Origin of the sequence: Rhizobium sp. S152 (assembly GCF_030380735.1) — a bacterium.
Lineage (GTDB): Bacteria > Pseudomonadota > Alphaproteobacteria > Rhizobiales > Rhizobiaceae > Rhizobium.
In genome coordinates, this window is record NZ_JAUDRZ010000026.1 from 34,339 (window position 1) to 53,245 (window position 18,907).

Here is an 18,907-nt window from a genome sequence, read left to right on the forward strand (position 1 = left end):
CCCCTTGGTCAGGCATATCTTTTGTTAAGGCTGGAGAGGAAGATGATTGCCTTCTGCATTAGAATGAAGGCAAAAAGCAATAGGCCGATCAGGATCTTGGTCCACCAGCTCGAAAGCGTTCCGTCGAATGTGATGTAGGTCTGGATAAGCCCCTGGATCAGGATGCCGATGAAGGTACCCGCCACGAACCCCGCGCCTCCCGTCAGCAACGTGCCACCGATGACTACCGCGGCGATGGCGTCGAGTTCCACACCGACAGCCGCCAGCGAATAGCCGGCCGAAGTGTAGAGCGAGAAGACGATGCCCGAGAGACCGGCGAGGAAGCCGGAGAGCGCATAGATCTGCATCGTCACGCGACCAACTGGAACGCCCATCAGCTGCGCCGTCTGCGCGCCGCCTCCGAGTGCATAGACATTGGTGCCGAAGCGCGTGCGGTGCGCAAGAAAGATACCGGCCGCGAAGACAGCAAGCATTATGCCGCCGATCAGCGTCAGGCGCCCTCCTCCCGGAAGCCGGAAATAAAGGCTCGTCAGCGTGTTGTAGTAGTCATGGTTGATAGGGATGCTGTCGATCGACAGCACGAAGGCCATGCCGCGCGCAAGAAACATCCCGGCCAGCGTCACGATGAAGGCCGGCATTTCAAGGTAGTGGATAATCGCGCCCATGATGCCGCCGAAGGCCGTGGTGATAACGAGAACCAGCGCGAAGGCGATCAGCGGATGGATGGAGGTGTTCTGCAGGATGACCGCGAGGAACACGCCGGTGAAGGCAATCACCGAGCCTATCGAGAGGTCGATGCCGCCCGAGATGATGACGAAGGTCATGCCCACCGCCGCAACGCCGAGGAAGGCATTGTCGGTCAGAAGGTTGCCCACGACGCGCGTCGACAGGATGTTGGGATACTGCAGCGCGCAGGCCGCGTAGGACAGGATGAAGATGACGATGGTCGCGAGCAGCGGCAGGTATTTCGAGTTCATTTCGGCTGCGCTCCGGTGGCGGCTGACCGCCGGCTGAAAAACACGGTCGCCGATTGCAGCGCCGGTGATTGGATGACGAGGATCACGATGATGATCACGGCCTTGATGATCAGGTTGAATTCCGGCGGGAAGCCCGAGAGCAGGATGCCGGTATTGACCGCCTGGATGATCATCGCGCCGATCAGCGACCCCAGGATGCTGAAGCGCCCGCCGAGCAGCGAGTTGCCGCCGACGACCACCGCGAGGATCGCGTCGAGCTCGAGCCAGAGCCCGGCATTGTTGGCGTCTGCGCCCTTGATGTCGGCGGCGACAATTATGCCGGCAATCGAGGCGCACAGCCCGCTCAGGATGTAGACGGCCATCAAAAGCACTGGCGTGCGAACGCCCGACAGCGTGCTGGCGCGGCGGTTGATGCCGGTCGCCTCGATCAGCATGCCGAGCGCCGTGCGCCGAACCAGCAGGATGACGAGCGCGCCCATCAGCAGCCAGATGACCACAGGCATCGGCAGGAAGCCGAAGGAGCCGCTGCCGAAGAAGATCAGGCCGTCGTCGTTGAAGGTCATGATCACGCCTTCTGTGATCAACTGCGCGATCCCGCGTCCGGCCACCATCAGCACCAGCGTCGCGATGATCGGCTGGATGTTCAGGACCGCAACCAGGAGGCCGTTCCACAGCCCGCAGAGCAGTCCGACGACGATGGTGATCAGCAGGGTATAGGCGAGCGAGTTCCCCGCCACGATCGACGACGCCGCGACTGCCCCACAGATGGCGACGACGGCGCCGACGGATAGGTCGATCCCCTTGGTCGCAATGACCAACGTCATGCCGATCGCCAGAAGCGCGACGGGAGCGCCTCGGTTCAGCACGTCGATGAGGCTGCCGTAGAGTCGACCATTTTGAATAACCACATTAAAGAATTGCGGGAACATCATGAAATTCAAGAAAAGGATGACGATCAGCGCGATGAGCTGGGGTGCCAGCCTAACGAGCAGCGCCTTAAGAGACGAGCTCATGCGTCCTCCGTTTTCTGTTGTGCGGCGGCGATGGCCTCGACGATTCGTTTAGTGCTGACGCTGTCGCCTGTCAGCTCCGCGACATGCTCGCGGTCGCGCAGCACGAGGACGCGCGAGCTATAGGCGACGAGTTCTTCTAACTCCGAGGAAATGACGATCAGCGACATGCCCTTGGAGCAGAGTTCCTCGATAAGCCGGATGATCTCCGCATGGGCGCCGACGTCGATGCCGCGGGTCGGTTCGTCCAGGATCAGGAAATTCGGATTGGTGGCGAGCCACCGCGCCAGGATCGCTTTCTGCTGGTTGCCGCCGGAGAGCTGGCGGATCGGCTTCTCCCGGTCCGTCGTGCGGATATCCAGCGCCTTGATGTAGTGGTCCGCGAGTGTGTTCTGCTCGCCGCGTGACAGCGGCCGCGCCCATCCACGGCGTGCCTGCAGCGCCAGCGCGATGTTTTCGCGAATGGAGAGGTCGCCGACGATGCCGTCTGTCTTGCGGTCCTCGGGGCAGAAGCCGAATCCGTTGCGGATCGCGGTGCGCGGGTTGGAGAGTGCCACCGTCTTGCCGTCGATCGCCACGGTGCCGCTATCGGCATTCTCGATGCCGAAGAGGAGTTCCGCCGTTTCAGTTCTGCCTGAGCCGAGAAGTCCGGCAACGCCCACTACTTCGCCGACACGCACGTCGAGATCGAATGGCTTTACCTTGCCGCGTTTCCCGTAGCCCTTGAAGCTGTATTTGACAGGCCCTGCCTTGACCGTGCGTTCGCCGACGGCTGCCTCGGCATGGGCGAGCTCGTGGCCCAGCATCATCGATATCAGGCTCTGGCGCGGCAAATCGGCCTTCTCGCGCGTGCCGACCAGCTTACCGTTGCGCAGCACCGTGATGCGGTCACTGATCTCGTAGACTTGTTCCAGAAAATGCGTAATGAAGACAATGCCCAATCCGCGCTTCTTCAAGTCACGTATGATGCCGAAGAGCATCGCCACTTCCTGTGTGTCCAGGCTGGCGGTAGGCTCGTCGAGGATGAGGACCTTGCCGGATAGGTCGACGGCCCGGGCAATGGCGATCACCTGCTGCACGGCGACCGAGAAGCGGTCAAGCTGCGCGGTAACGTCGATATCCATGCCATACTGCTTGAGCAGCGCGCGGGCGTCGCGGTTCATCGCGCGGACATCGACCATGCCGAAGCGTCGCGGCTGGCGACCGATGAACAGGTTCTCGGCGACGCTGAGATTGGGAAGGAGGTTTACCTCCTGATAGACGGTGCCGATCCCGAGCTTCTGCGCAGCCAGCGTATCGGCGGGATCGATCTCCGCGCCGTCGAGAAGCAGCGTGCCCTCGTCGCGGTGATACGCCCCGGTGATGCACTTGATCAGCGTCGACTTGCCGGCGCCGTTTTCGCCGAGCAGCGCGTGCACTTCGCCCTTCCGTAACGAGAATTCGACCTTGTCGAGCGCCACCGCGCCGGGGAAGAATTTCGATATCCCGGACGCCTCAAGAACGTTCTCGAAATCGTGAATCATGAAAGCGGCTTTTCCTGATATTGACCCAGAATGCCCCGCCGTTTCGGGACATGACGTCCCTGTCGGCGGCCGGCAGTTCCGCACCGGTCCATGATGGACCGGTGCGGTTCCAGTTTGAGATCAGTAGCCGAGGCCCTTCTTGGACTCGTACACCTTCTTCGGATCGTCAGCCTGGGTGTAGAGCTTCGATTCCGTCTGGATCCACTTCGGCGGAGCCTTCTTGTCCTTGAGGTAGGCGTCGAGCGCGTCGAATGCCGGACCAGCCATGTTCGGCGTCAGCTCGACGGTCGCGTTGGCTTCGCCGGCTTCCATCGCCTTGAAGATATCGGGAACCGAGTCGATCGAGACGACGAGGATGTCCTTGCCCGGCTTCAGGCCGGCTTCCTTGATTGCCTGGATGCCGCCGACAGCCATGTCGTCGTTATGGGCGTAGAGGGCGCAGATGTCCTTGCCACCATTCTCGGCCTTCAGGAAGCTTTCCATGACTTCCTTGCCCTTGGTGCGGGTAAAGTCGCCGGTCTGGCTGCGAACGATCTTGAAGTTCGACTTGCCAGCGATTGCTTCCTCGAAGCCCTTCTTGCGGGCGATCGCAGGCGACGAGCCGGTGGTGCCCTGAAGCTCGACGATGTCGCACTTCTTGTCGCCGACGGTCTTCACCAGCCAGTCGCCGGCAACCTTGCCTTCGTGCACCTGGTCAGACGTGACGGCTGTCAGGTAGAGATCTTCAGGCGCCTTGATGGTGCGGTCGAGCAGGATGACCGGGATATCGGCTTCCTTGGCTTCCTTGAGCACTGCATCCCAGCCGGTTTCGACGACTGGTGCGAGCAGGATGGCGTTGACGCCCTGCGCGATGAAGGAGCGGATCGCCTTGATCTGGTTTTCCTGCTTCTGCTGCGCATCGGCGAACTTGAGGTCGATGCCGCGCTTCTTGGCTTCTTCCTTGGTGACAGTCGTCTCGGCGGCGCGCCAGCCGGATTCCGAGCCGATCTGCGAGAAGCCCACGACCAGTTCGGCAGCCTGCGCCGAACCGAACATGCAGGCAGCAATAACGGTTGCACTCAGAAGTGCGTTCTTCAATTTCATGATTTCCTCCCAAAGCCGCCTCCTCGCGGCACATGTAAGAAAAATCATATAGTATTACTTTTGTAAATGCACATTTTGGCATGCAACGCAGCAAAAAGGGCGCCGTAAACGGGCGCCCTTTCGCATTTGCAAACAGGTGTTTGCCGCGATCACTTCGGCAGCTTGTCGTCCACGCCTTCGACGTAGAAATTCATGCCGAGAAGCGTGCCGTCGTCGGCCTTTTCGCCGGCCTTCAGCCAGGGCGTGCCGTCCTGCTTGTTGATCGGGCCGGTGAAGGGATGCAGCTCGCCGGACTTGATCTTGGCTTCGGTGTCCTGGGCCATCTTCTTCACGTCGTCGGGCATGTTGGTGTAGTCGGCCATCTTGAGGATGCCGTCCTTCAGGCCGTCCCAGCTCTGCTCGGACTTCCAGGTGCCGTCGAGCAGCGCGTGCACGCGCTTGGAGTAGTAGTTACCCCAAGTGTCGACGATTGCCGTCAGCTGTGCCTTCGGGCCGGCCGCGATCATGTCGGACGCTTGGCCGAACGCGTGGATGCCGCGTTCTTCGGCAACCTGCATCGGCGCGGTGGTGTCGGTGTGCTGCGTCAGCACGTCGACGCCCTGGTCGACCATGGCCTTGGCGGCGTCGGCTTCCTTGCCCGGGTCGAACCAGGTGTTGACCCAGATGACCTTGAGCTTGAAATCGGGATCGATCGACTTCGCGCCCTGCTCGAAGGAATTGATGCCCATGACGACTTCAGGGATCGGGAACGAGGCGATATAGGCGGCGCCGTGGTTCTTCGAGGTCTTCGCGGCGATCTGGCCGAGGATGTAGCGGCCTTCGTAGAAGCGCGAGTTGTAGGTCGCGAGGTTAGGGCCGGACTTGTAGCCGGTGCCATGCTCGAACTTCACGTCAGGGAACTTCGCGGCAACCTTGACGGTGGCGTCCATGAAGCCGAACGACGTCGTGAAGATCAGCTTGCAGCCGGAGCGGGCGAGACGCTCGATGGCGCGCTCTGCATCCGGACCCTCAGGAACGTTTTCGAGATAAGGCGTGTCGATCTTGTCGCCGAATTCCTTTTGGATCTGCTGGCGGCCGAGGTCGTGCGCCTGCGAGTAGCCGCCGTCGGTGTGCGAGCCGACATAGACGAAGCAGACCTTGGTCTTGTCGGCGGCTTGAGCAGCCGAGCCAACGCTCAAAATGGCAGCTGCCGAAGCGGCAAATGCGAATGCTAGTCTCTTCATGATAACCCCTGTTGGTTTGAAGTTTCCGAGTTCGTTTTGTTCTTGTCCTAGCGTTCCGGGACGAATGGTTTTCCCAGGGACGCGGGCGTGTTGATCAGCGTCGTGCGCCGATTATGAGAAATGATGACGAGAACCACAATAGTCGCCGCATAGGGCAGCATCGACAGGAACTGCGCCGGGATGCCGATACCGAAAGCCTGCGCGTGGAGCTGCAGGATGGTAACCGCGCCGAATAGGTAGCCTCCGGCAAACACCCGCCACGGACGCCACGAGGCGAATACGACAAGCGCCAGCGTGATCCAGCCGCGACCGGACGACATGTTCTCCACCCATTGCGGCGTGTAGACCAGCGATAGCTGCGCGCCCGCAAGCCCCGCGCAGGCGCCGCCGAACATCACCGCGAGATAGCGGGTGCGGATGACGCCGATGCCGAGTGCATGCGCAGAACCGTGGCTGTCGCCGATGGCACGCAGCTTGAGGCCGGCGCGGCTGCGGAACAGGAACCAGCTGACGCCGAAAACCAGCGCCAGCGACAGGTAGAAGGTCAGGTCTTGCCGGAACAGCACCGAGCCGATGAATGGCAGGTCGGAGAGATAAGGCACGACGATCGGCACAAGCCGCACGCCGGGCACGCTGACATAGCCCTCGCCGAGCATGCCGGAGAGGCCGAGGCCGAGGATGGTCAGCGCCAGACCAGTCGCCACCTGATTGGCGACCAGCGTCAGCGTCAGGAAGGCGAACAGCAGCGAAAACAGCGCGCCCATGCCTATACCCGCCAACAGCCCGATGTAGGGCGACCCCGACATCTGCGCCCCGGCGAATGCCGCGACGGCGCCCATGATCATCATCCCCTCGACGCCGAGGTTGAGCACGCCCGAGCGTTCGGTCACCAGCTCGCCGAGGGCGGCGATGACGAGCGGCGTCGACGCCGTGATGACTGTCAGCAGGATGGCTTCGAAAATGCTCATGCGACGCCTCCCCGAATGCGCGACCAGACGATGCGGATCTTGTAGGCGATCAGCGTGTCGCAGGAGAGCACGAAAAACAGCAGCAGCCCCTGGAAGACGCGGGTCACCTTGTCGGAGACGCCGATCGACAGCTGCGCCGCCTCGCCGCCGAGATAGGTCAGCGCCAGCACCAGGCCGGAGGCGATGATGCCGAGCGGATTGAGTCGTCCGAGGAAGGCGACGATGATCGCGGTAAAGCCGTAGCCCGGCGAGATCGCCGGCTGCAGGTGGCCGATCGAGCCGGACACTTCGGAAATGCCTGCAAGGCCTGCCAGCGCGCCGGAGAAGAGGAAGCTGAACCAGATCATCTTCTTCGACGAGAAACCGGCGAAGCGCCCTGCCCGTTCCGACTGGCCGAGGACGACGATCTCGAAGCCCTTGAGCGTATATTTCAGCATGAACCAGACGAGGATCGCGGCGATGATCGCGAAGATGAAGGCCCAGTGGGCACGGCCGGACTCTTCCCAGATCGCCGGCAGCACCGCTTCTGGCGGAAAGGAGACGCTTTCGGGGAAATTGAATCCGGCCGGATTGCGCCATGCGCCACGGATCAGCCAGTCGAGAAACAGCTGCGCGATATAGACCAGCATCAGGCTGGTCAGGATCTCGTTGGTGTTGAAATGCGCCTTGAGCAGAGCCGGGATGCCGGCAAACAGCGCCCCGCCGAGCGCGCCCATGATCAGCATCAGCGGCAGAACGAGCGGCGAGTGCCATTCGGTGAACAGGATCGGCAGGATCGAGCCAGTGATCGCGCCCATGGTGAACTGACCCTCGGCGCCAATGTTCCAGTTGTTGGAGCGATAGCAGACGGCAAGGCCGACGGCGATCATGATCAGCGGCGCGGCCTTGATCGCCAATTCGTGCAGTGACCAGACCTCAAGCAGCGGCTCGAGGAAGAAGGCATCCAGCGCCTCGATCGGGTTTTTGCCGAGGATTTCGAACATGATCGCGCCGGCGACGAGCGTCAGCACCAACGCCAGAAGCGGCGACACGAGGCCATAGAGCTTCGACGCCTGCGGGCGCTTTTCGAGTTCAATGCGCATGCGTGGTCTCCGATGCGGCCTTGCTTTCGTGCAGGCCGCCCATCAGCAGGCCGATCTTCTCACGTGTCAGTTCGCCTGATGGAAACGGCGAGGAAAGCCGTCCCTCGGAGATGACGGCGATATCGGTCGCGACCTCGAAGATCTCGTCCAGATCCTGGCTGATGACGACGACCGCCGAACCGTTGCGGGCGAGATCGACCAGTGCCTGGCGGATGCGGCTGGCGGCACCGGCGTCCACGCCCCAGGTCGGCTGGTTGACGACGAGGACGGCGGGCTGGCGGTCGAGCTCGCGACCGACGATGAATTTCTGCAGATTGCCGCCGGAAAGCGAACCGGCGGCCGGATCCTCGCCGCTCTTGCGCACGTCCATTTCCTCGGAAATGCGCTTGGCCGCGTTCTTCACCGCGCTGCGACGAATGATCTTCAGGAAGCCGCCGGCGAGAAACGCCTTGCGGTCCGACTGGCTGCGCGCCAGCACGAGGTTATCGGAAAGCTTCATCGCGGAGACGGCGGCATGGCCATGACGTTCCTCGGGAACGAAGCCCGCGCCGATCATCCTTCGCGCCGTTATGCCGAGCGTGCCGACCGGTTTGTTGCGGATGATGATGGCATCCGGTGTCGCGACCGGATATTCGCCCGACAGCGCGTCGAACAACTCGCTCTGGCCATTGCCGGCAACGCCGGCGATGGCGAGGATTTCGCCCGAACAGACCTTCAGCGATACATCCTTCAGCGGCATGGCAAAGGGCGTTCGTGCTGCGACTGAGAGCCCGGAGACGGCAAGCTGCACCTCGCCCTTGCTGCCGCGTTCCGGATGGGTGACAGCCGCGATGTCGTTGCCCACCATCATGCGCGCAAGCGACGCCGGCGTTTCCTGGCGTGGATCGCAGGCCCCGGTGACCCTGCCGTGGCGCAGAACCGTTGCGCGGTCGCAGATGCGCTGCACCTCTTCGAGCCTGTGGCTGATATAGAGAACCGAACGTCCCTCTGCCTTAAGCTTGAACAGCGTCTCGAACAGTTTGTCGGCTTCCTGCGGCGTCAGCACCGAGGTCGGCTCGTCGAGGATGATCAGCTTCGGGTTCTGCAGCAGCGCGCGCACGATCTCGATGCGCTGGCGCTCGCCGACGGAGAGATCGGCGACATGGGCATGCGGATCGAGCGGCAGGCCGTAGGCCCGCGAAAGCGCCCTCGCCTCCTCGGCGATCTTGCCGATCGGGATGCTGTCGTCGAGCGACAGCGCGATGTTTTCGGCGACCGTCAGCGCCTCGAACAGCGAGAAATGCTGGAACACCATGCCGATGCCGAGCTTGCGGGCATCGCCGGGAGACGCGATCGAAACGGGATTGCCGCTCCAGACAATCTGGCCTTCCGTCGGCTCTAGAACGCCGAACAGCATCTTCACCAGGGTCGACTTGCCCGCGCCATTCTCGCCGAGAAGAGCGTGGATTTCGCCGGGGGCTATATCAAGATCGATATGGTCGCAGGCAGTAAAGCTGCCAAAGAGCTTCGTCAGCTTCTGAACCGACAGTAACGCACCGGCAATCGGCGCATTCGATGACGACACGTTCCCTCATTTCCCCCCGCTGTCCCCATCCTTTGCGGACTTTATGGGATCAGCAGCGTCGTTCCGGTAGTTCTTCTGGATTCCAAATCCGAGTGGGCTCGCCCGACCTCACGTAACGGATAGGTCTGGTTGATATTGATACGCACTTTGTTGCTCAGCACAACATCAAATAACGCGTTTGCACAATCCTTAAGCTCCCCAGCCGTGGCGATATAGCTGAAAAGTGTAGGCCTTGTCGCAAACAACGAGCCCCGCTGTGCCAGCATTGCTAGCGAGAAGTCTTCGATGGGCCCGGACGACTGTCCGAAGGAGACGAACATGCCGAGCCGCTTCAGGCAATCGAGCGATTGCGGAAAGGTATCGCGTCCAATGGAGTCATAGACGACGTCCACGCCTTTGCCGCCGGTGATCTCGCGCACCCGGTCGAGGAAGGTCTCGGTTTTGTAGTTGATGACGTGATCATAGCCGTGGTCGAGAGCGATCTTCACTTTCTCGTCCGATCCGGCCGTGCCGATGACGGTTGCGCCCAGCGCCTTGGCCCATTGCCCGGCGATCTGCCCAACCCCGCCGGCCGCGGCATGAAACAGCAATACCGTCTCCGGCCCAACCTTGAAGGTCCGCCGCAGCAGATATTCCGCCGTCATTCCCTTAAGCATCATCGCGGCCGCCGTTTCCAGCGAGATGCCGTCGGGCACCTTGACGAGATGCTTGGTCTCGATGTTGCGTTCGACGCTGTAGGCGCCATCCGAACCCGCATAGGCGACACGATCGCCGACCGCGAAATCGGTCACGCCGGGGCCGACCGCGGTCACCGTTCCCGCCGCTTCCTTGCCGGTGACGAAAGGCAGATGCGGCGCCTTATAGAGACCGGTACGAAAGTAGACATCGATGAAATTCAGGCCGATGGCGGCGTGACGAATCTGCACTTCGCCCGAGGACGGCGGCGGCAGATCCAGATCGACAAACTCGAAGACCTCAGGTCCGCCGGTCTTGCTGAACGAAACTGCCTGCGTCTTGCTCATGGTACTGTCCTAGTTCTTGCGTCCGAGCGAAGGGAAAAGCTGCAGCACGGCGCCGATGCAATAGAGATAGATACCGCTCAGGATGAAGAGGACAATTGCCCATTGAGGCGTGTTGAAGTGCGCCAGCAGCGAATACATACCGAGCGCCGACCACAGGAAGAACACCGCGAGGTTCAATGTCCGCAGCCTCTGCACGCGCACGGGATGCAGGAAGTTGATCGGCAGGAAGGTCAGGACGACCGAAACCGTGACCACGGATAGCGCAGTGATGGCGCTGGCATCGATGACGAACAGCGTGAAGACGATCATGTTCCAGACAACAGGAAAGCCCGAGAAGAAATACTCGTCGGTCTTCATGCCCATGTCGGCATAATAGATCGCGCTCGACACGACGATCATACCCGCCGCCACAAAGGACCAGGGCTCGCCGATCATGCCGCTCTGGTAAAGCGCGAAGGCCGGCAACAGCACGTAGGTGACGTAGTCGATGATGTTGTCGAGCGTATCGCCGGACCAGTTCGGCAACACTTCCTTGACCTTCACCTTGCGCGCGATCGGACCGTCGATGCCGTCGACCAGCAATGCGAGACCAAGCCACCAGAACATGTCGATGAAGCGATGCTCGGCCGCCGCGACCACGCCCAGGAATGCGAGGAACGAACCCGATGCCGTCAGAATATGGACGGAAAAGGCGCGCATCTCCGCATACGGTACACGCTTGTAATTGAAAATCTTCATGTTTCCCCGACCTGCCGATGGCATCCGCACCCGGCAGGCGCGGTTTTGGCCTAATATGCATCCTTTGCTTCGCTTCGCCAGAGCAAAAGCGCTCGGCCCACAGGGGCTGCCGAATCCTGACAATGACACGCATATTTCGTGCAGGCGGCGTCGGAAAGAATGGAATACCTTTAAATCAACACCTATTTGTAATATCTCGCTCGCATCCGAAAGTTCATCCGACGAATACGGGATCCGATACCGAAATGAACGCCCCTGCGAAGACCGAAGAATTTGCCTCCCCGATTCCCGCCGGCGTCTACGCCGAAACGGTACTGAGCGTGACCCATTATACGGATCACCTTTTCCGCTTCACGATGACCCGTCCGCAGGGCTTCCGGTTCCGCTCGGGCGAGTTCGCGATGATCGGCCTGATGGTCGAGGGCAAGCCGATCTTCCGTGCCTATTCGATCGCAAGCCCTGCCTGGGCCGAGGAACTCGAATTCTTTTCGATCAAGGTTCCGGATGGCCCGCTGACCTCGCACCTGCAGGCGATCAAGCCGGGCGACCAGGTCCTGATGCGCAAGAAGCCGACCGGCACGCTGGTCCTCGACGCGCTGACACCCGGCCGGCGCCTCTATATGTTCTCGACCGGTACCGGCATTGCACCCTTCGCCAGCCTGATCCGCGATCCGGAAACCTATGAGAAGTACGAGGAAGTCATCCTGACCCATACAACGCGCGACGTTGCCGAACTGAAGTACGGCTTCGACCTTGTGCACGAAATCCAGCATGACGAACTGCTCAAGGAAGTCGTCGGCGACAAGCTGCGCCACTACGCGACGGTCACCCGCGAAGACTTCGAATATCGCGGCCGTATCACCGATCTGATTTCCTCTGGCAAGCTGTTCACCGATCTCGGCGTCCCGCCGCTCGATCCCTCGATCGACCGTGGCATGATCTGCGGCTCCTCGGCCATGCTGAAGGATACCAAGGAACTGCTGGAAAAGGCCGGCCTCAACGAAGGCGCCAACAGCAAGCCAGCCGAGTTCGTCATCGAGCGCGCCTTCGTCGGCTGAGGTCGATGAGCGTTTTGAAAATGTCCACGGCTCCGGAGACGGAGCCGTTTTCATGTCTGACTGAGATAGTCGATCAGCCTTCCCATCGCAGCGCGCGCCGCATCAACGTCCCCCTGCTGGATGGCAGTGATCGTTGTAACGTGCAACGCGATCGATCGCTGGGTCCGGTCCGCCTCGGCATTCGAATACCAAAGCCGGCGTGAATGGGTCTGCACCGGTCCTAATGCCGAGGTGATGAATGCGTTCGGGCAGGCCTCTTCGAGGATCTCGTCAAATGTCTTGTCCGCGGCGAAAAAACCTTCGAGATCAGCGTTGGCAGCGCAACCGCGCATCGTTTCGGCGCACAGTCCAAGCTGGTCTCTCTGCCGTTGAGTGGCGTGCTCAGCAGCAAGTGCTGCCGCGATCGGTTCAAGTTCGCGACGCACCTGCATGACATTCACGTGGTCGGTGTCCTTGATAAACGTCACCTGCAGGCCCACCCGCGGCTTCACGAGCACCAGCCCTTGCCATGCCAATTTCTGGATCGCTTCACGCACCGGCGTGCGGCCATGACCGGAAAGCTCGATGAGCTGTCTCTCGGTCACCAGCGCGCCAGGCTGCAGCGCGAGCGTCACGATTGCGTGCTCCAGCGCAAGATAGGCACGGTGGCTCAGAGAGTCCTGCATCCCGAATCCATTCGCATTTTCTGATATATCTCAAATGCCATGAGGCAATTGCGATAGCAAGGCATCAAATGGTTGTAATGCAACCATTTTATCCTATCGTCGCACGCCATGGATGCAGGAGTTTATATTCTGCGCCCGGTTTCCTCCAGCCTCGCCTACTCGTGCCGTAGAGCCTCGATCGGATTAAGCTGTGCCGCGCGCCGCGCCGGGAAATAGCCGAAGATCATGCCGATTGCGGCGGAGAAGGCGAAAGCCACCCCGATCATCGTCGGGCTGACGACGAAAGGTATCTTCAGAACCGCGCTGGCCCCGAAGCCTAGCCCCAGCCCGAGCAGGATGCCGGCGATGCCGCCGAATATCGACAGCGCCACGGCCTCGACGAGGAACTGCATGAGAACCTGCCCTTCCAACGCCCCGATCGCCAGCCGGATGCCGATTTCGCGCGTCCGCTCGGTCACGGACACCAGCATGATGTTCATGATGCCGATACCGCCCACGAGCAGACTGATCGCGGCCACCGCGCCGAGCAGGCTTGTCAGAAGCATCGTGGTTCCCGTCATCGCCTCGGCGATCTGCGTCATGTCGTTGACGCTGAAATCGTCCTCGCGCCCGGGAATGATTTTACGCCGTTCGCGCAGCAGGTTTTCGGTATCGGTCTGGATCTTCGTGGTGGAAACGCCGTCGCGCGCCGAAATCACGATCATCTGCACATTGGCGTTGGCGCGACCGCCGACGCGGCGCTGGTAGACCTTCACCGGCAGGATCACGACGTCGTCCTGGTCGTTGCCCATGCCCGACTGCCCGCGTTTGGCAAGCACCCCGATCACTCCGCAGGACACCTTGCCGACGCGGATCTGCTGTCCCGTTGGATCGGCGGCGCCGAAGAGCTGCGATCGCACGGTCTCACCCAGGATGCAGCGCGCCCGTCCGCGCTCCTCGGCGGCATCGAAGGTGCGTCCGATCGCCATGTCCCAGTCCTGCGCGATGAAATAGTCGTTGGTCGTTCCCATGACGGTCGTCGAGTGGCTCTGGCCGCCATAGATGACGGTGGCCGTCGTCTGATTGAGTGGCGCCGCGGCCCTGAGGTCGGGCACCTGTTCGCGGATCGCATCGACGTCCTTGGTCGTGAAACGCCTCGCCTCGCTGCTGGCGCGGCCGGGACCGAATTGGCCGGGTCGGGCAAACAGCATATTGGTGCCCAGCCGCGACAATTCGGTCGTCACCTGCGCGGTGGTGCCGTTGCCGATCGTCACCAGCGCGATGACGGCGGCGACGCCGATCACCACGCCGAGCACGGTGAGGAAGGAGCGCAGCATGTTGCGGCTGATGGCGCGTAGCGCCAGCTTAAGGGTCTCAAAGAACATGGTCGACCCTCCCCTGATGCTCGGCTTCCGTTTCCAGCTTGCCGTCGATGAAGCGCAGCAGGCGTCCCGCGTAAGCGGCGATGTCTGGCTCATGGGTCACCATAACGATGGTAATCCCCTCTTCCCGGTTGAGCCGCGTCATAAGGTCCATGATTTCGATGCTGGTCTTTGTGTCGAGGTTGCCGGTCGGTTCGTCGGCAAGGAGCAGCGATGGTTGGGTAACGATCGCTCGGGCGATCGCCACGCGCTGCTGTTGGCCGCCGGACAACTCTTGGGTCTTGTGATTTTCGCGCCCCGAGAGGCCAACGAGCCGAAGAGCTTCCTTTGCCCGGCGATGCCGTTCGCCGGCAGGCATGCCGCGATAGACCAGCGGCAACTCGACATTCTCCACCGCCGAGGTGCGCGACAGGAGATTGAATCCCTGAAACACGAAACCGAGCATATGCCGCCGCAGCAAGGTCAGTTGCGCGCGGTCGAAGCCCTGCGTCGACAAGCCTTGAAACACATAGGCGCCCGAAGTCGGCACGTCGAGGCAGCCGAGAATGTTCATCGCCGTCGATTTACCGGAACCGGAAGGGCCCATGATGGCGACGAACTCTCCCTCGCGGATCGAGAGATCGACCCGGTTGAGCGCGTGGATCGTCGCCTCACCGTGGCCATAGGTCTTCGAGACTTGCCTGAATTCAAGAAGCGGCGGACGTGTCATCTCGCCACCACCTACTTCGTCTGCGTCGTGGCATCGACGATCAGGGCGGCGTTTTCCTTAAGGTCGCCTGACGTGACCTGCGTGAATTGTCCATCCGATGATCCGACCTGGATGACGACCGGCGCGGGTTTCCCCGCCTGCAGCACCCAAACACGGCGCTTGGCGCCGGTCAGCGCGTCTCCATCCTGCCGGCCGCCGCGAGGTCCCATGCGGGGCGGACGAAACAGCCCGAAGAGGCCGCCCCGGCGCGGTGCTTCGGCCGCAGGCGGCGCGTAGCGAAGGGCCGCGTTCGGGATCATCAGCGTATCCTTCACGGCTTCGACGGTGACGTCCGCTGTGGCGGTCATTCCCGGGCGCAGCAGGAGGTCGGCGTTGTTGACCGAAAGAATCGCCTTGTATGTCACCACATTATTGGTCGTCTCCGACGCGAATCGGATTTGCCTGATCTCGGCGGGAAAGGTCCGGTCGGGATAGGCATCGACGGTGAACGTTGCCTTCTGTCCGACGGCGATCTGCCCGACATCGGCCTCGTCGACATCGACTTGCAGTTCCATTTGCTTCAGGTCCCCGGCAATGACGAAGAGCACCGGCGCCGACAGCGAGGCCGCGACGGTCGCGCCGGGATCGACCGAGCGCGTTAGGATCACTCCGTCGACGGGCGAAACGATCTTGGCCTTGGCGAGGTTGACTTCGGCAAGCTGCAGGTCGGCCTCGGAGGAGAGAACGGTCGCCTCGTTGATATCCTTGGTGGCGACGGCGGATTCATACTTGAAACGCGCGTCTTCAAGGCTCTGCTGCGTGGAAACGTTGCTTTGCACCAGATTGCGGTAGCGCTGGTAGGACGTGTCAGCCGACTGCATGTCGGCGATAGCCTTGACGACGTTGGCCTTGGCGGAGGCAAGCTTGGCACGCGAACTCTTCACATCGGCTTCGAGCTTGTTGGTGTCGAGCACAGCCAGCACCTCGCCTGCTTTCACGTCACTGTTATAGTCGACATTCACGTCGCGCACGGTGCCCGAAAGCTCGCTTGAGATGTCCACCTGTTCCGTTGGCTGCACCGACCCGGTCGCGGTCACGAGCACCGTGAGATCGCCCCGTTTCACGGGTTGGGTGGCGTAGCTGTATTGGCTTTGCCCGCTTCCGGAATAGAAATAATAGGCAGCGCCACCCGCCAGTAGAACGAAGCCGGCCACCAGCAGCCGCCCGCGCCAACGGCGCCCCTTGCCCTGCGTCGCCGACGCGGAAAGGATCGCCGCAAGATCGGCGCCGCTCTTCGCCGCTTTCGTTTCGCTGCTGGTTCCCGTATCGTTCATTCCGTCCTCGATCGGTAAGTCATTCCCGCGCCGCGATAATCGCGGGCGGAGCCGTCATGCGACTCATCTATGGCCGAATTGCCATGGATTGAAGCGGGAGCGAAATGAAATCTTGGTAATGAGGGTTTAGTTTTTGCCAGGTCTGACATGCAGGGAATATGTCGCCAGTGCGATGCAGCGGCCTAGAAGCCAATTCCTATAGCGGCGGTCGCGGGATCGGTTCGAGATACCGATAATCGAGGCCAAAAAACCTAAGTGATTGATTATATGGTGAGAGCGATGGGGCTCGAACCCATGACCTACTGATTAAAAGTCAGTTGCTCTACCAGCTGAGCTACGCTCTCCCTGTCACCGCGGCGACGCCCCGGCTGGAAGTGCGCGGAACATATGCAGGCACCTTATTGCGGTCAACAGAAAAATCTTCGTTTTCTGTGCATCACGCACATTTCTCGCGCAGGGTTTGGCCACCCCAGAGAAATGACCAATCTGGCCGCCGCTTTCCTTATCGACGTCGTGGCGGTATCGGCGCGTCGAAACCGTCGCACGTCTGCAGTTCGCGAAAATTGGCGCCACGAACGCACGAGTCGCTAAAAGGTTCCGAAGAATATTTAATGAAATCAATCTGTTCACCAGGCTATAACGCACTAGTTAATACGTCAAGCAACAAGGAGCCCCGTCATGACCAGCATGATCGAACATAACCCGGCCACACGTAAGGTTCTTCGTGGGAGAGCCTATGATCTTGCAGAGTTCACCCGCAGATATCGCCTCAACGATGAGGAAGCCAAGCGGCTCTTTGACAAGTTCGGTCCGTCAGCCACCGAACTCGATTTGCTGATGGCCGCCAAGCGTCGGCAGCCGGTGACATTGCAAGTCGCCAACGCCTAACGCTTGGGCAGGATATTTCCATTGCTCGGAATGCTTGGCGAGCATGTGACGGCTGTTCCGGGCAATTGCTTTCTCGCAAAAAGATTAGTTGCCTAAGTCATTCGCTATCGCCGGCTAGACGGACGACGGCCGCTTGATCAATGGGCGGTCGCCTTGCGATTGGCGAGCAGCAGGATGTAGTCATCGGCCGCGTCGGCGATGGCCATCGCGACTTCCGCAGGTGCCCACCCGTTGCGCTGCGCATCCTTAATGATCTGGTGAAGTGCTGGCTCCACTTCCGCCCGGCAGTCCAGCAAGCGTTGGTCGTGAGTTGCGTCACTTTGAACCGACTGAAGATTGATCATGGCAGGTTCCCCTCATTTGCAGGCTGCTAACATGACATAGATTGCAGGTTGAGCAAGCGATTGCTGAAAGAAAAGCTCATTTTCGCCGCAAATGATGTTTTTTGATGACACTTGCATGGCGGTAACGGCAGTTCGGATGGCGAAATCATCACAAGTCAGTGATGGAAAACGCGAGTTTTACTCATAAAATAGTCTGTGGCCTGTTTTTTTGACCGATACACGCGCGGTTCGCGCGGCGACTAATTGGTATTACTATTACCGTCATGCGAACAAGTAAGCTTCTTGAATTGGTATTATTTTGTGGGCTGCCAGATAATTTGCCATTGCGCCTTCGCTAACTGCGGATGCAATTTTCTTCCTGAGTGAAATTTGTGGCCGGCGACTTTCATGGCGTTGTCGACATCCGTGGTTTCGGTTCTTCCTCACTCTCCGGCGCGACGTTATGTCGAGTTTTTGCGGGTGAATCCTCTGCAGGTTGTATTTTAGATTGCGGTTGAGCCGTCGGATAGCTTCGCACGGGTCGGTTAGTGCCGTGCTCCGGAAGAGACGCAGCAGATCTTGGTTGACGCTAAAGCTTGGCTTGCCGTGACTGATGGTTCGCCTATCTCTTTTTGGGGGTAGTTCCGCTCGCGTGGACAGACGTCGTTTCTACCCATCACGGATGTCAATTCTGTCGTTCAGCTCTTGTTTTGGAAGGAAGCCATATGGAAGACGCAGGCGTAGGTTGGATAGCCGCCATTATCATTGGCGGCTTCGCCGGTTGGCTGGCGGAAAAGTTCATGAACAGCAATATGGGGCTGATCATGAACATTATTCTGGGTATCGTTGGTGCCATCGTGGCCAATGCCATTTTGGGAGCGCTGAATCTTTCGCTCGGGGGCGGCTGGCTGGCCTATCTTATTGCCGGCTTCATCGGAGCATGCATCCTGATCGCCGTCGGTCGATTGTTTCGCCGCTGATCATCTCAAATATTAAAAGGGACCGGCTGCGCTGGCGGCTGGTCCCTTTTTTATCGCTGACTCTTGACTGCTTATCGGCGGCTGAGAAGGCCGAAGAGATACGCCACGCCGGCAGTGACGGTCAGCGCGAAAATCGGCTCCTCGCGAACCTTGTCGCGTACGCGCTCAGTCATGACCGAGGCTTCGTCGGTTACAGCAGTCTTGGCGCCTTGCCCCAGCGCGACAACGCTCTCCGAGAGCCGTGCAAGATCCTCGCGCAGAGCCGTCACCTGTGCGGAAAGATCGTCTGCAGCGATGTCCGCCTTGACCCGCGCGGTTGTCGACTGGGCGGAGGCGGTTTTCATGTCGGCCATTTCTAGCTCCTCTTTTTCCGGGACGTTGCACAACGTTGAGACCCTGCGAAAGGTTCCGATCCCAGGG

General features: G+C 60.5%; 19 protein-coding genes and 1 tRNA gene. 3 read left to right on the top strand and 17 right to left on the bottom strand.

The features are described 5' to 3' along the window. Positions 1-8: 8 nt before the first annotated feature. The 10 genes from yjfF to pcsA all read right to left on the bottom strand — a co-directional run bounded on the left by yjfF (position 9) and on the right by pcsA (position 11,190). Entirely contained in the window at positions 9-977 is a 969-nt protein-coding gene (yjfF, locus tag QTL95_RS19375) for a galactofuranose ABC transporter, permease protein YjfF (protein ID WP_289721561.1), read from the bottom strand. Beyond that, positions 974-1,990 (bottom strand): ABC transporter permease, encoded by a 1,017-nt coding sequence (locus tag QTL95_RS19380; RefSeq protein WP_289721562.1) that lies wholly within the window; start codon positions 1,988-1,990, stop codon positions 974-976. The genes yjfF and QTL95_RS19380 overlap by 4 nt, the downstream gene beginning before the upstream one ends. Continuing rightward, positions 1,987-3,510, bottom strand: a complete 1,524-nt coding sequence (gene ytfR / locus QTL95_RS19385; RefSeq protein ID WP_289721563.1) for a galactofuranose ABC transporter, ATP-binding protein YtfR — start codon at positions 3,508-3,510, stop codon at positions 1,987-1,989. The genes QTL95_RS19380 and ytfR overlap by 4 nt, the downstream gene beginning before the upstream one ends. Positions 3,511-3,630: 120 nt before the next feature. Next, positions 3,631-4,593, bottom strand: coding sequence for a galactofuranose ABC transporter, galactofuranose-binding protein YtfQ (ytfQ, locus tag QTL95_RS19390; protein WP_037178316.1), 963 nt, complete (start codon positions 4,591-4,593; stop codon positions 3,631-3,633). Between the two features lie 149 nt (positions 4,594-4,742). Then, complete coding sequence (locus QTL95_RS19395; protein WP_289721564.1) at positions 4,743-5,816, bottom strand: BMP family ABC transporter substrate-binding protein; 1,074 nt, start codon at positions 5,814-5,816, stop codon at positions 4,743-4,745. Positions 5,817-5,863: 47 nt separating this feature from the next. Then, complete coding sequence (locus tag QTL95_RS19400) at positions 5,864-6,784, bottom strand: ABC transporter permease (protein WP_289721565.1); 921 nt, start codon at positions 6,782-6,784, stop codon at positions 5,864-5,866. Further along, positions 6,781-7,866: an ABC transporter permease gene (locus QTL95_RS19405; protein ID WP_289721566.1), complete on the bottom strand. Its 1,086-nt coding sequence runs from the start codon at positions 7,864-7,866 to the stop codon at positions 6,781-6,783. The genes QTL95_RS19400 and QTL95_RS19405 overlap by 4 nt, the downstream gene beginning before the upstream one ends. Beyond that, positions 7,856-9,430 (bottom strand): ABC transporter ATP-binding protein, encoded by a 1,575-nt coding sequence (locus QTL95_RS19410; protein WP_289721567.1) that lies wholly within the window; start codon positions 9,428-9,430, stop codon positions 7,856-7,858. The genes QTL95_RS19405 and QTL95_RS19410 overlap by 11 nt, the downstream gene beginning before the upstream one ends. Positions 9,431-9,471: 41 nt before the next feature. Beyond that, on the bottom strand, positions 9,472-10,452 hold the full coding sequence (locus QTL95_RS19415; RefSeq protein ID WP_289721568.1) for a quinone oxidoreductase family protein: 981 nt from the start codon (positions 10,450-10,452) through the stop codon (positions 9,472-9,474). Between the two features lie 9 nt (positions 10,453-10,461). Next, a complete protein-coding gene (pcsA, locus tag QTL95_RS19420; RefSeq protein ID WP_289721569.1) occupies positions 10,462-11,190 on the bottom strand; it encodes a phosphatidylcholine synthase in 729 nt (242 codons plus the stop codon). A 245-nt stretch (positions 11,191-11,435) separates the two neighbouring features. Here pcsA and QTL95_RS19425 point away from each other — a divergent pair, with 245 nt between their 5' ends. Beyond that, a complete protein-coding gene (locus QTL95_RS19425; RefSeq protein ID WP_037178325.1) occupies positions 11,436-12,248 on the top strand; it encodes a ferredoxin--NADP reductase in 813 nt (270 codons plus the stop codon). 50 nt (positions 12,249-12,298) lie between these two features. Here the strand turns inward: QTL95_RS19425 and QTL95_RS19430 are convergent, their stop codons facing one another. The 5 genes from QTL95_RS19430 to QTL95_RS19450 all read right to left on the bottom strand — a co-directional run bounded on the left by QTL95_RS19430 (position 12,299) and on the right by QTL95_RS19450 (position 16,640). Next, positions 12,299-12,913 carry a GntR family transcriptional regulator gene (locus QTL95_RS19430; RefSeq protein WP_289721570.1) on the bottom strand — a complete coding sequence of 205 codons (615 nt, stop codon included), beginning with the start codon at positions 12,911-12,913 and terminating at the stop codon, positions 12,299-12,301. Positions 12,914-13,068: 155 nt separating this feature from the next. Continuing rightward, entirely contained in the window at positions 13,069-14,277 is a 1,209-nt protein-coding gene (locus QTL95_RS19435) for an ABC transporter permease (RefSeq protein ID WP_289721571.1), read from the bottom strand. Beyond that, the gene (locus QTL95_RS19440; RefSeq protein ID WP_289721572.1) at positions 14,267-14,983 is read right to left on the bottom strand and encodes an ABC transporter ATP-binding protein; all 717 of its coding nucleotides are present in this window, start codon (positions 14,981-14,983) and stop codon (positions 14,267-14,269) included. The genes QTL95_RS19435 and QTL95_RS19440 overlap by 11 nt, the downstream gene beginning before the upstream one ends. An 11-nt stretch (positions 14,984-14,994) precedes the next feature. Further along, positions 14,995-16,296 carry an efflux RND transporter periplasmic adaptor subunit gene (locus QTL95_RS19445; protein WP_289721573.1) on the bottom strand — a complete coding sequence of 434 codons (1,302 nt, stop codon included), beginning with the start codon at positions 16,294-16,296 and terminating at the stop codon, positions 14,995-14,997. A gap of 268 nt (positions 16,297-16,564) precedes the next feature. Then, positions 16,565-16,640: transfer RNA gene (locus tag QTL95_RS19450), tRNA-Lys, on the bottom strand. A 334-nt stretch (positions 16,641-16,974) separates the two neighbouring features. Here QTL95_RS19450 and QTL95_RS19455 point away from each other — a divergent pair. Further along, positions 16,975-17,184 (top strand): hypothetical protein, encoded by a 210-nt coding sequence (locus QTL95_RS19455; protein WP_289721574.1) that lies wholly within the window; start codon positions 16,975-16,977, stop codon positions 17,182-17,184. Positions 17,185-17,321: 137 nt separating this feature from the next. On the opposite strand, the gene QTL95_RS19460 is transcribed toward QTL95_RS19455, so the two are convergent. After that, positions 17,322-17,528 (bottom strand): hypothetical protein, encoded by a 207-nt coding sequence (locus QTL95_RS19460; RefSeq protein WP_289721575.1) that lies wholly within the window; start codon positions 17,526-17,528, stop codon positions 17,322-17,324. A 704-nt stretch (positions 17,529-18,232) separates the two neighbouring features. On the opposite strand from QTL95_RS19460, the gene QTL95_RS19465 reads away from it, so the two are divergent. Next, the gene (locus QTL95_RS19465; protein WP_289721576.1) at positions 18,233-18,487 is read left to right on the top strand and encodes a GlsB/YeaQ/YmgE family stress response membrane protein; all 255 of its coding nucleotides are present in this window, start codon (positions 18,233-18,235) and stop codon (positions 18,485-18,487) included. 71 nt (positions 18,488-18,558) lie between these two features. Here QTL95_RS19465 and QTL95_RS19470 read toward each other — a convergent pair whose 3' ends face one another. After that, positions 18,559-18,840: a hypothetical protein gene (locus QTL95_RS19470; RefSeq protein ID WP_289721577.1), complete on the bottom strand. Its 282-nt coding sequence runs from the start codon at positions 18,838-18,840 to the stop codon at positions 18,559-18,561. Positions 18,841-18,907 lie beyond the last annotated feature (67 nt).

What these genes read in the sequence shown, in the direction of transcription:
- QTL95_RS19425 (WP_037178325.1), top strand. Translation starts at nt 11,436, where the DNA reads ATGAACGCCCCTGCGAAGACCGAAGAATTTGCCTCCCCGATTCCCGCC.
- QTL95_RS19435 (WP_289721571.1), bottom strand. Translation starts at nt 14,277, where the DNA reads ATGTTCTTTGAGACCCTTAAGCTGGCGCTACGCGCCATCAGCCGCAAC.
- QTL95_RS19395 (WP_289721564.1), bottom strand. Translation starts at nt 5,816, where the DNA reads ATGAAGAGACTAGCATTCGCATTTGCCGCTTCGGCAGCTGCCATTTTG.
- QTL95_RS19400 (WP_289721565.1), bottom strand. Translation starts at nt 6,784, where the DNA reads ATGAGCATTTTCGAAGCCATCCTGCTGACAGTCATCACGGCGTCGACG.
- pcsA (WP_289721569.1), bottom strand. Translation starts at nt 11,190, where the DNA reads ATGAAGATTTTCAATTACAAGCGTGTACCGTATGCGGAGATGCGCGCC.
- ytfQ (WP_037178316.1), bottom strand. Translation starts at nt 4,593, where the DNA reads ATGAAATTGAAGAACGCACTTCTGAGTGCAACCGTTATTGCTGCCTGC.
- QTL95_RS19380 (WP_289721562.1), bottom strand. Translation starts at nt 1,990, where the DNA reads ATGAGCTCGTCTCTTAAGGCGCTGCTCGTTAGGCTGGCACCCCAGCTC.
- QTL95_RS19455 (WP_289721574.1), top strand. Translation starts at nt 16,975, where the DNA reads ATGACCAGCATGATCGAACATAACCCGGCCACACGTAAGGTTCTTCGT.
- QTL95_RS19415 (WP_289721568.1), bottom strand. Translation starts at nt 10,452, where the DNA reads ATGAGCAAGACGCAGGCAGTTTCGTTCAGCAAGACCGGCGGACCTGAG.
- QTL95_RS19460 (WP_289721575.1), bottom strand. Translation starts at nt 17,528, where the DNA reads ATGATCAATCTTCAGTCGGTTCAAAGTGACGCAACTCACGACCAACGC.
- QTL95_RS19465 (WP_289721576.1), top strand. Translation starts at nt 18,233, where the DNA reads ATGGAAGACGCAGGCGTAGGTTGGATAGCCGCCATTATCATTGGCGGC.
- ytfR (WP_289721563.1), bottom strand. Translation starts at nt 3,510, where the DNA reads ATGATTCACGATTTCGAGAACGTTCTTGAGGCGTCCGGGATATCGAAA.
- QTL95_RS19445 (WP_289721573.1), bottom strand. Translation starts at nt 16,296, where the DNA reads ATGAACGATACGGGAACCAGCAGCGAAACGAAAGCGGCGAAGAGCGGC.
- QTL95_RS19430 (WP_289721570.1), bottom strand. Translation starts at nt 12,913, where the DNA reads ATGCAGGACTCTCTGAGCCACCGTGCCTATCTTGCGCTGGAGCACGCA.
- yjfF (WP_289721561.1), bottom strand. Translation starts at nt 977, where the DNA reads ATGAACTCGAAATACCTGCCGCTGCTCGCGACCATCGTCATCTTCATC.
- QTL95_RS19405 (WP_289721566.1), bottom strand. Translation starts at nt 7,866, where the DNA reads ATGCGCATTGAACTCGAAAAGCGCCCGCAGGCGTCGAAGCTCTATGGC.
- QTL95_RS19470 (WP_289721577.1), bottom strand. Translation starts at nt 18,840, where the DNA reads ATGGCCGACATGAAAACCGCCTCCGCCCAGTCGACAACCGCGCGGGTC.
- QTL95_RS19440 (WP_289721572.1), bottom strand. Translation starts at nt 14,983, where the DNA reads ATGACACGTCCGCCGCTTCTTGAATTCAGGCAAGTCTCGAAGACCTAT.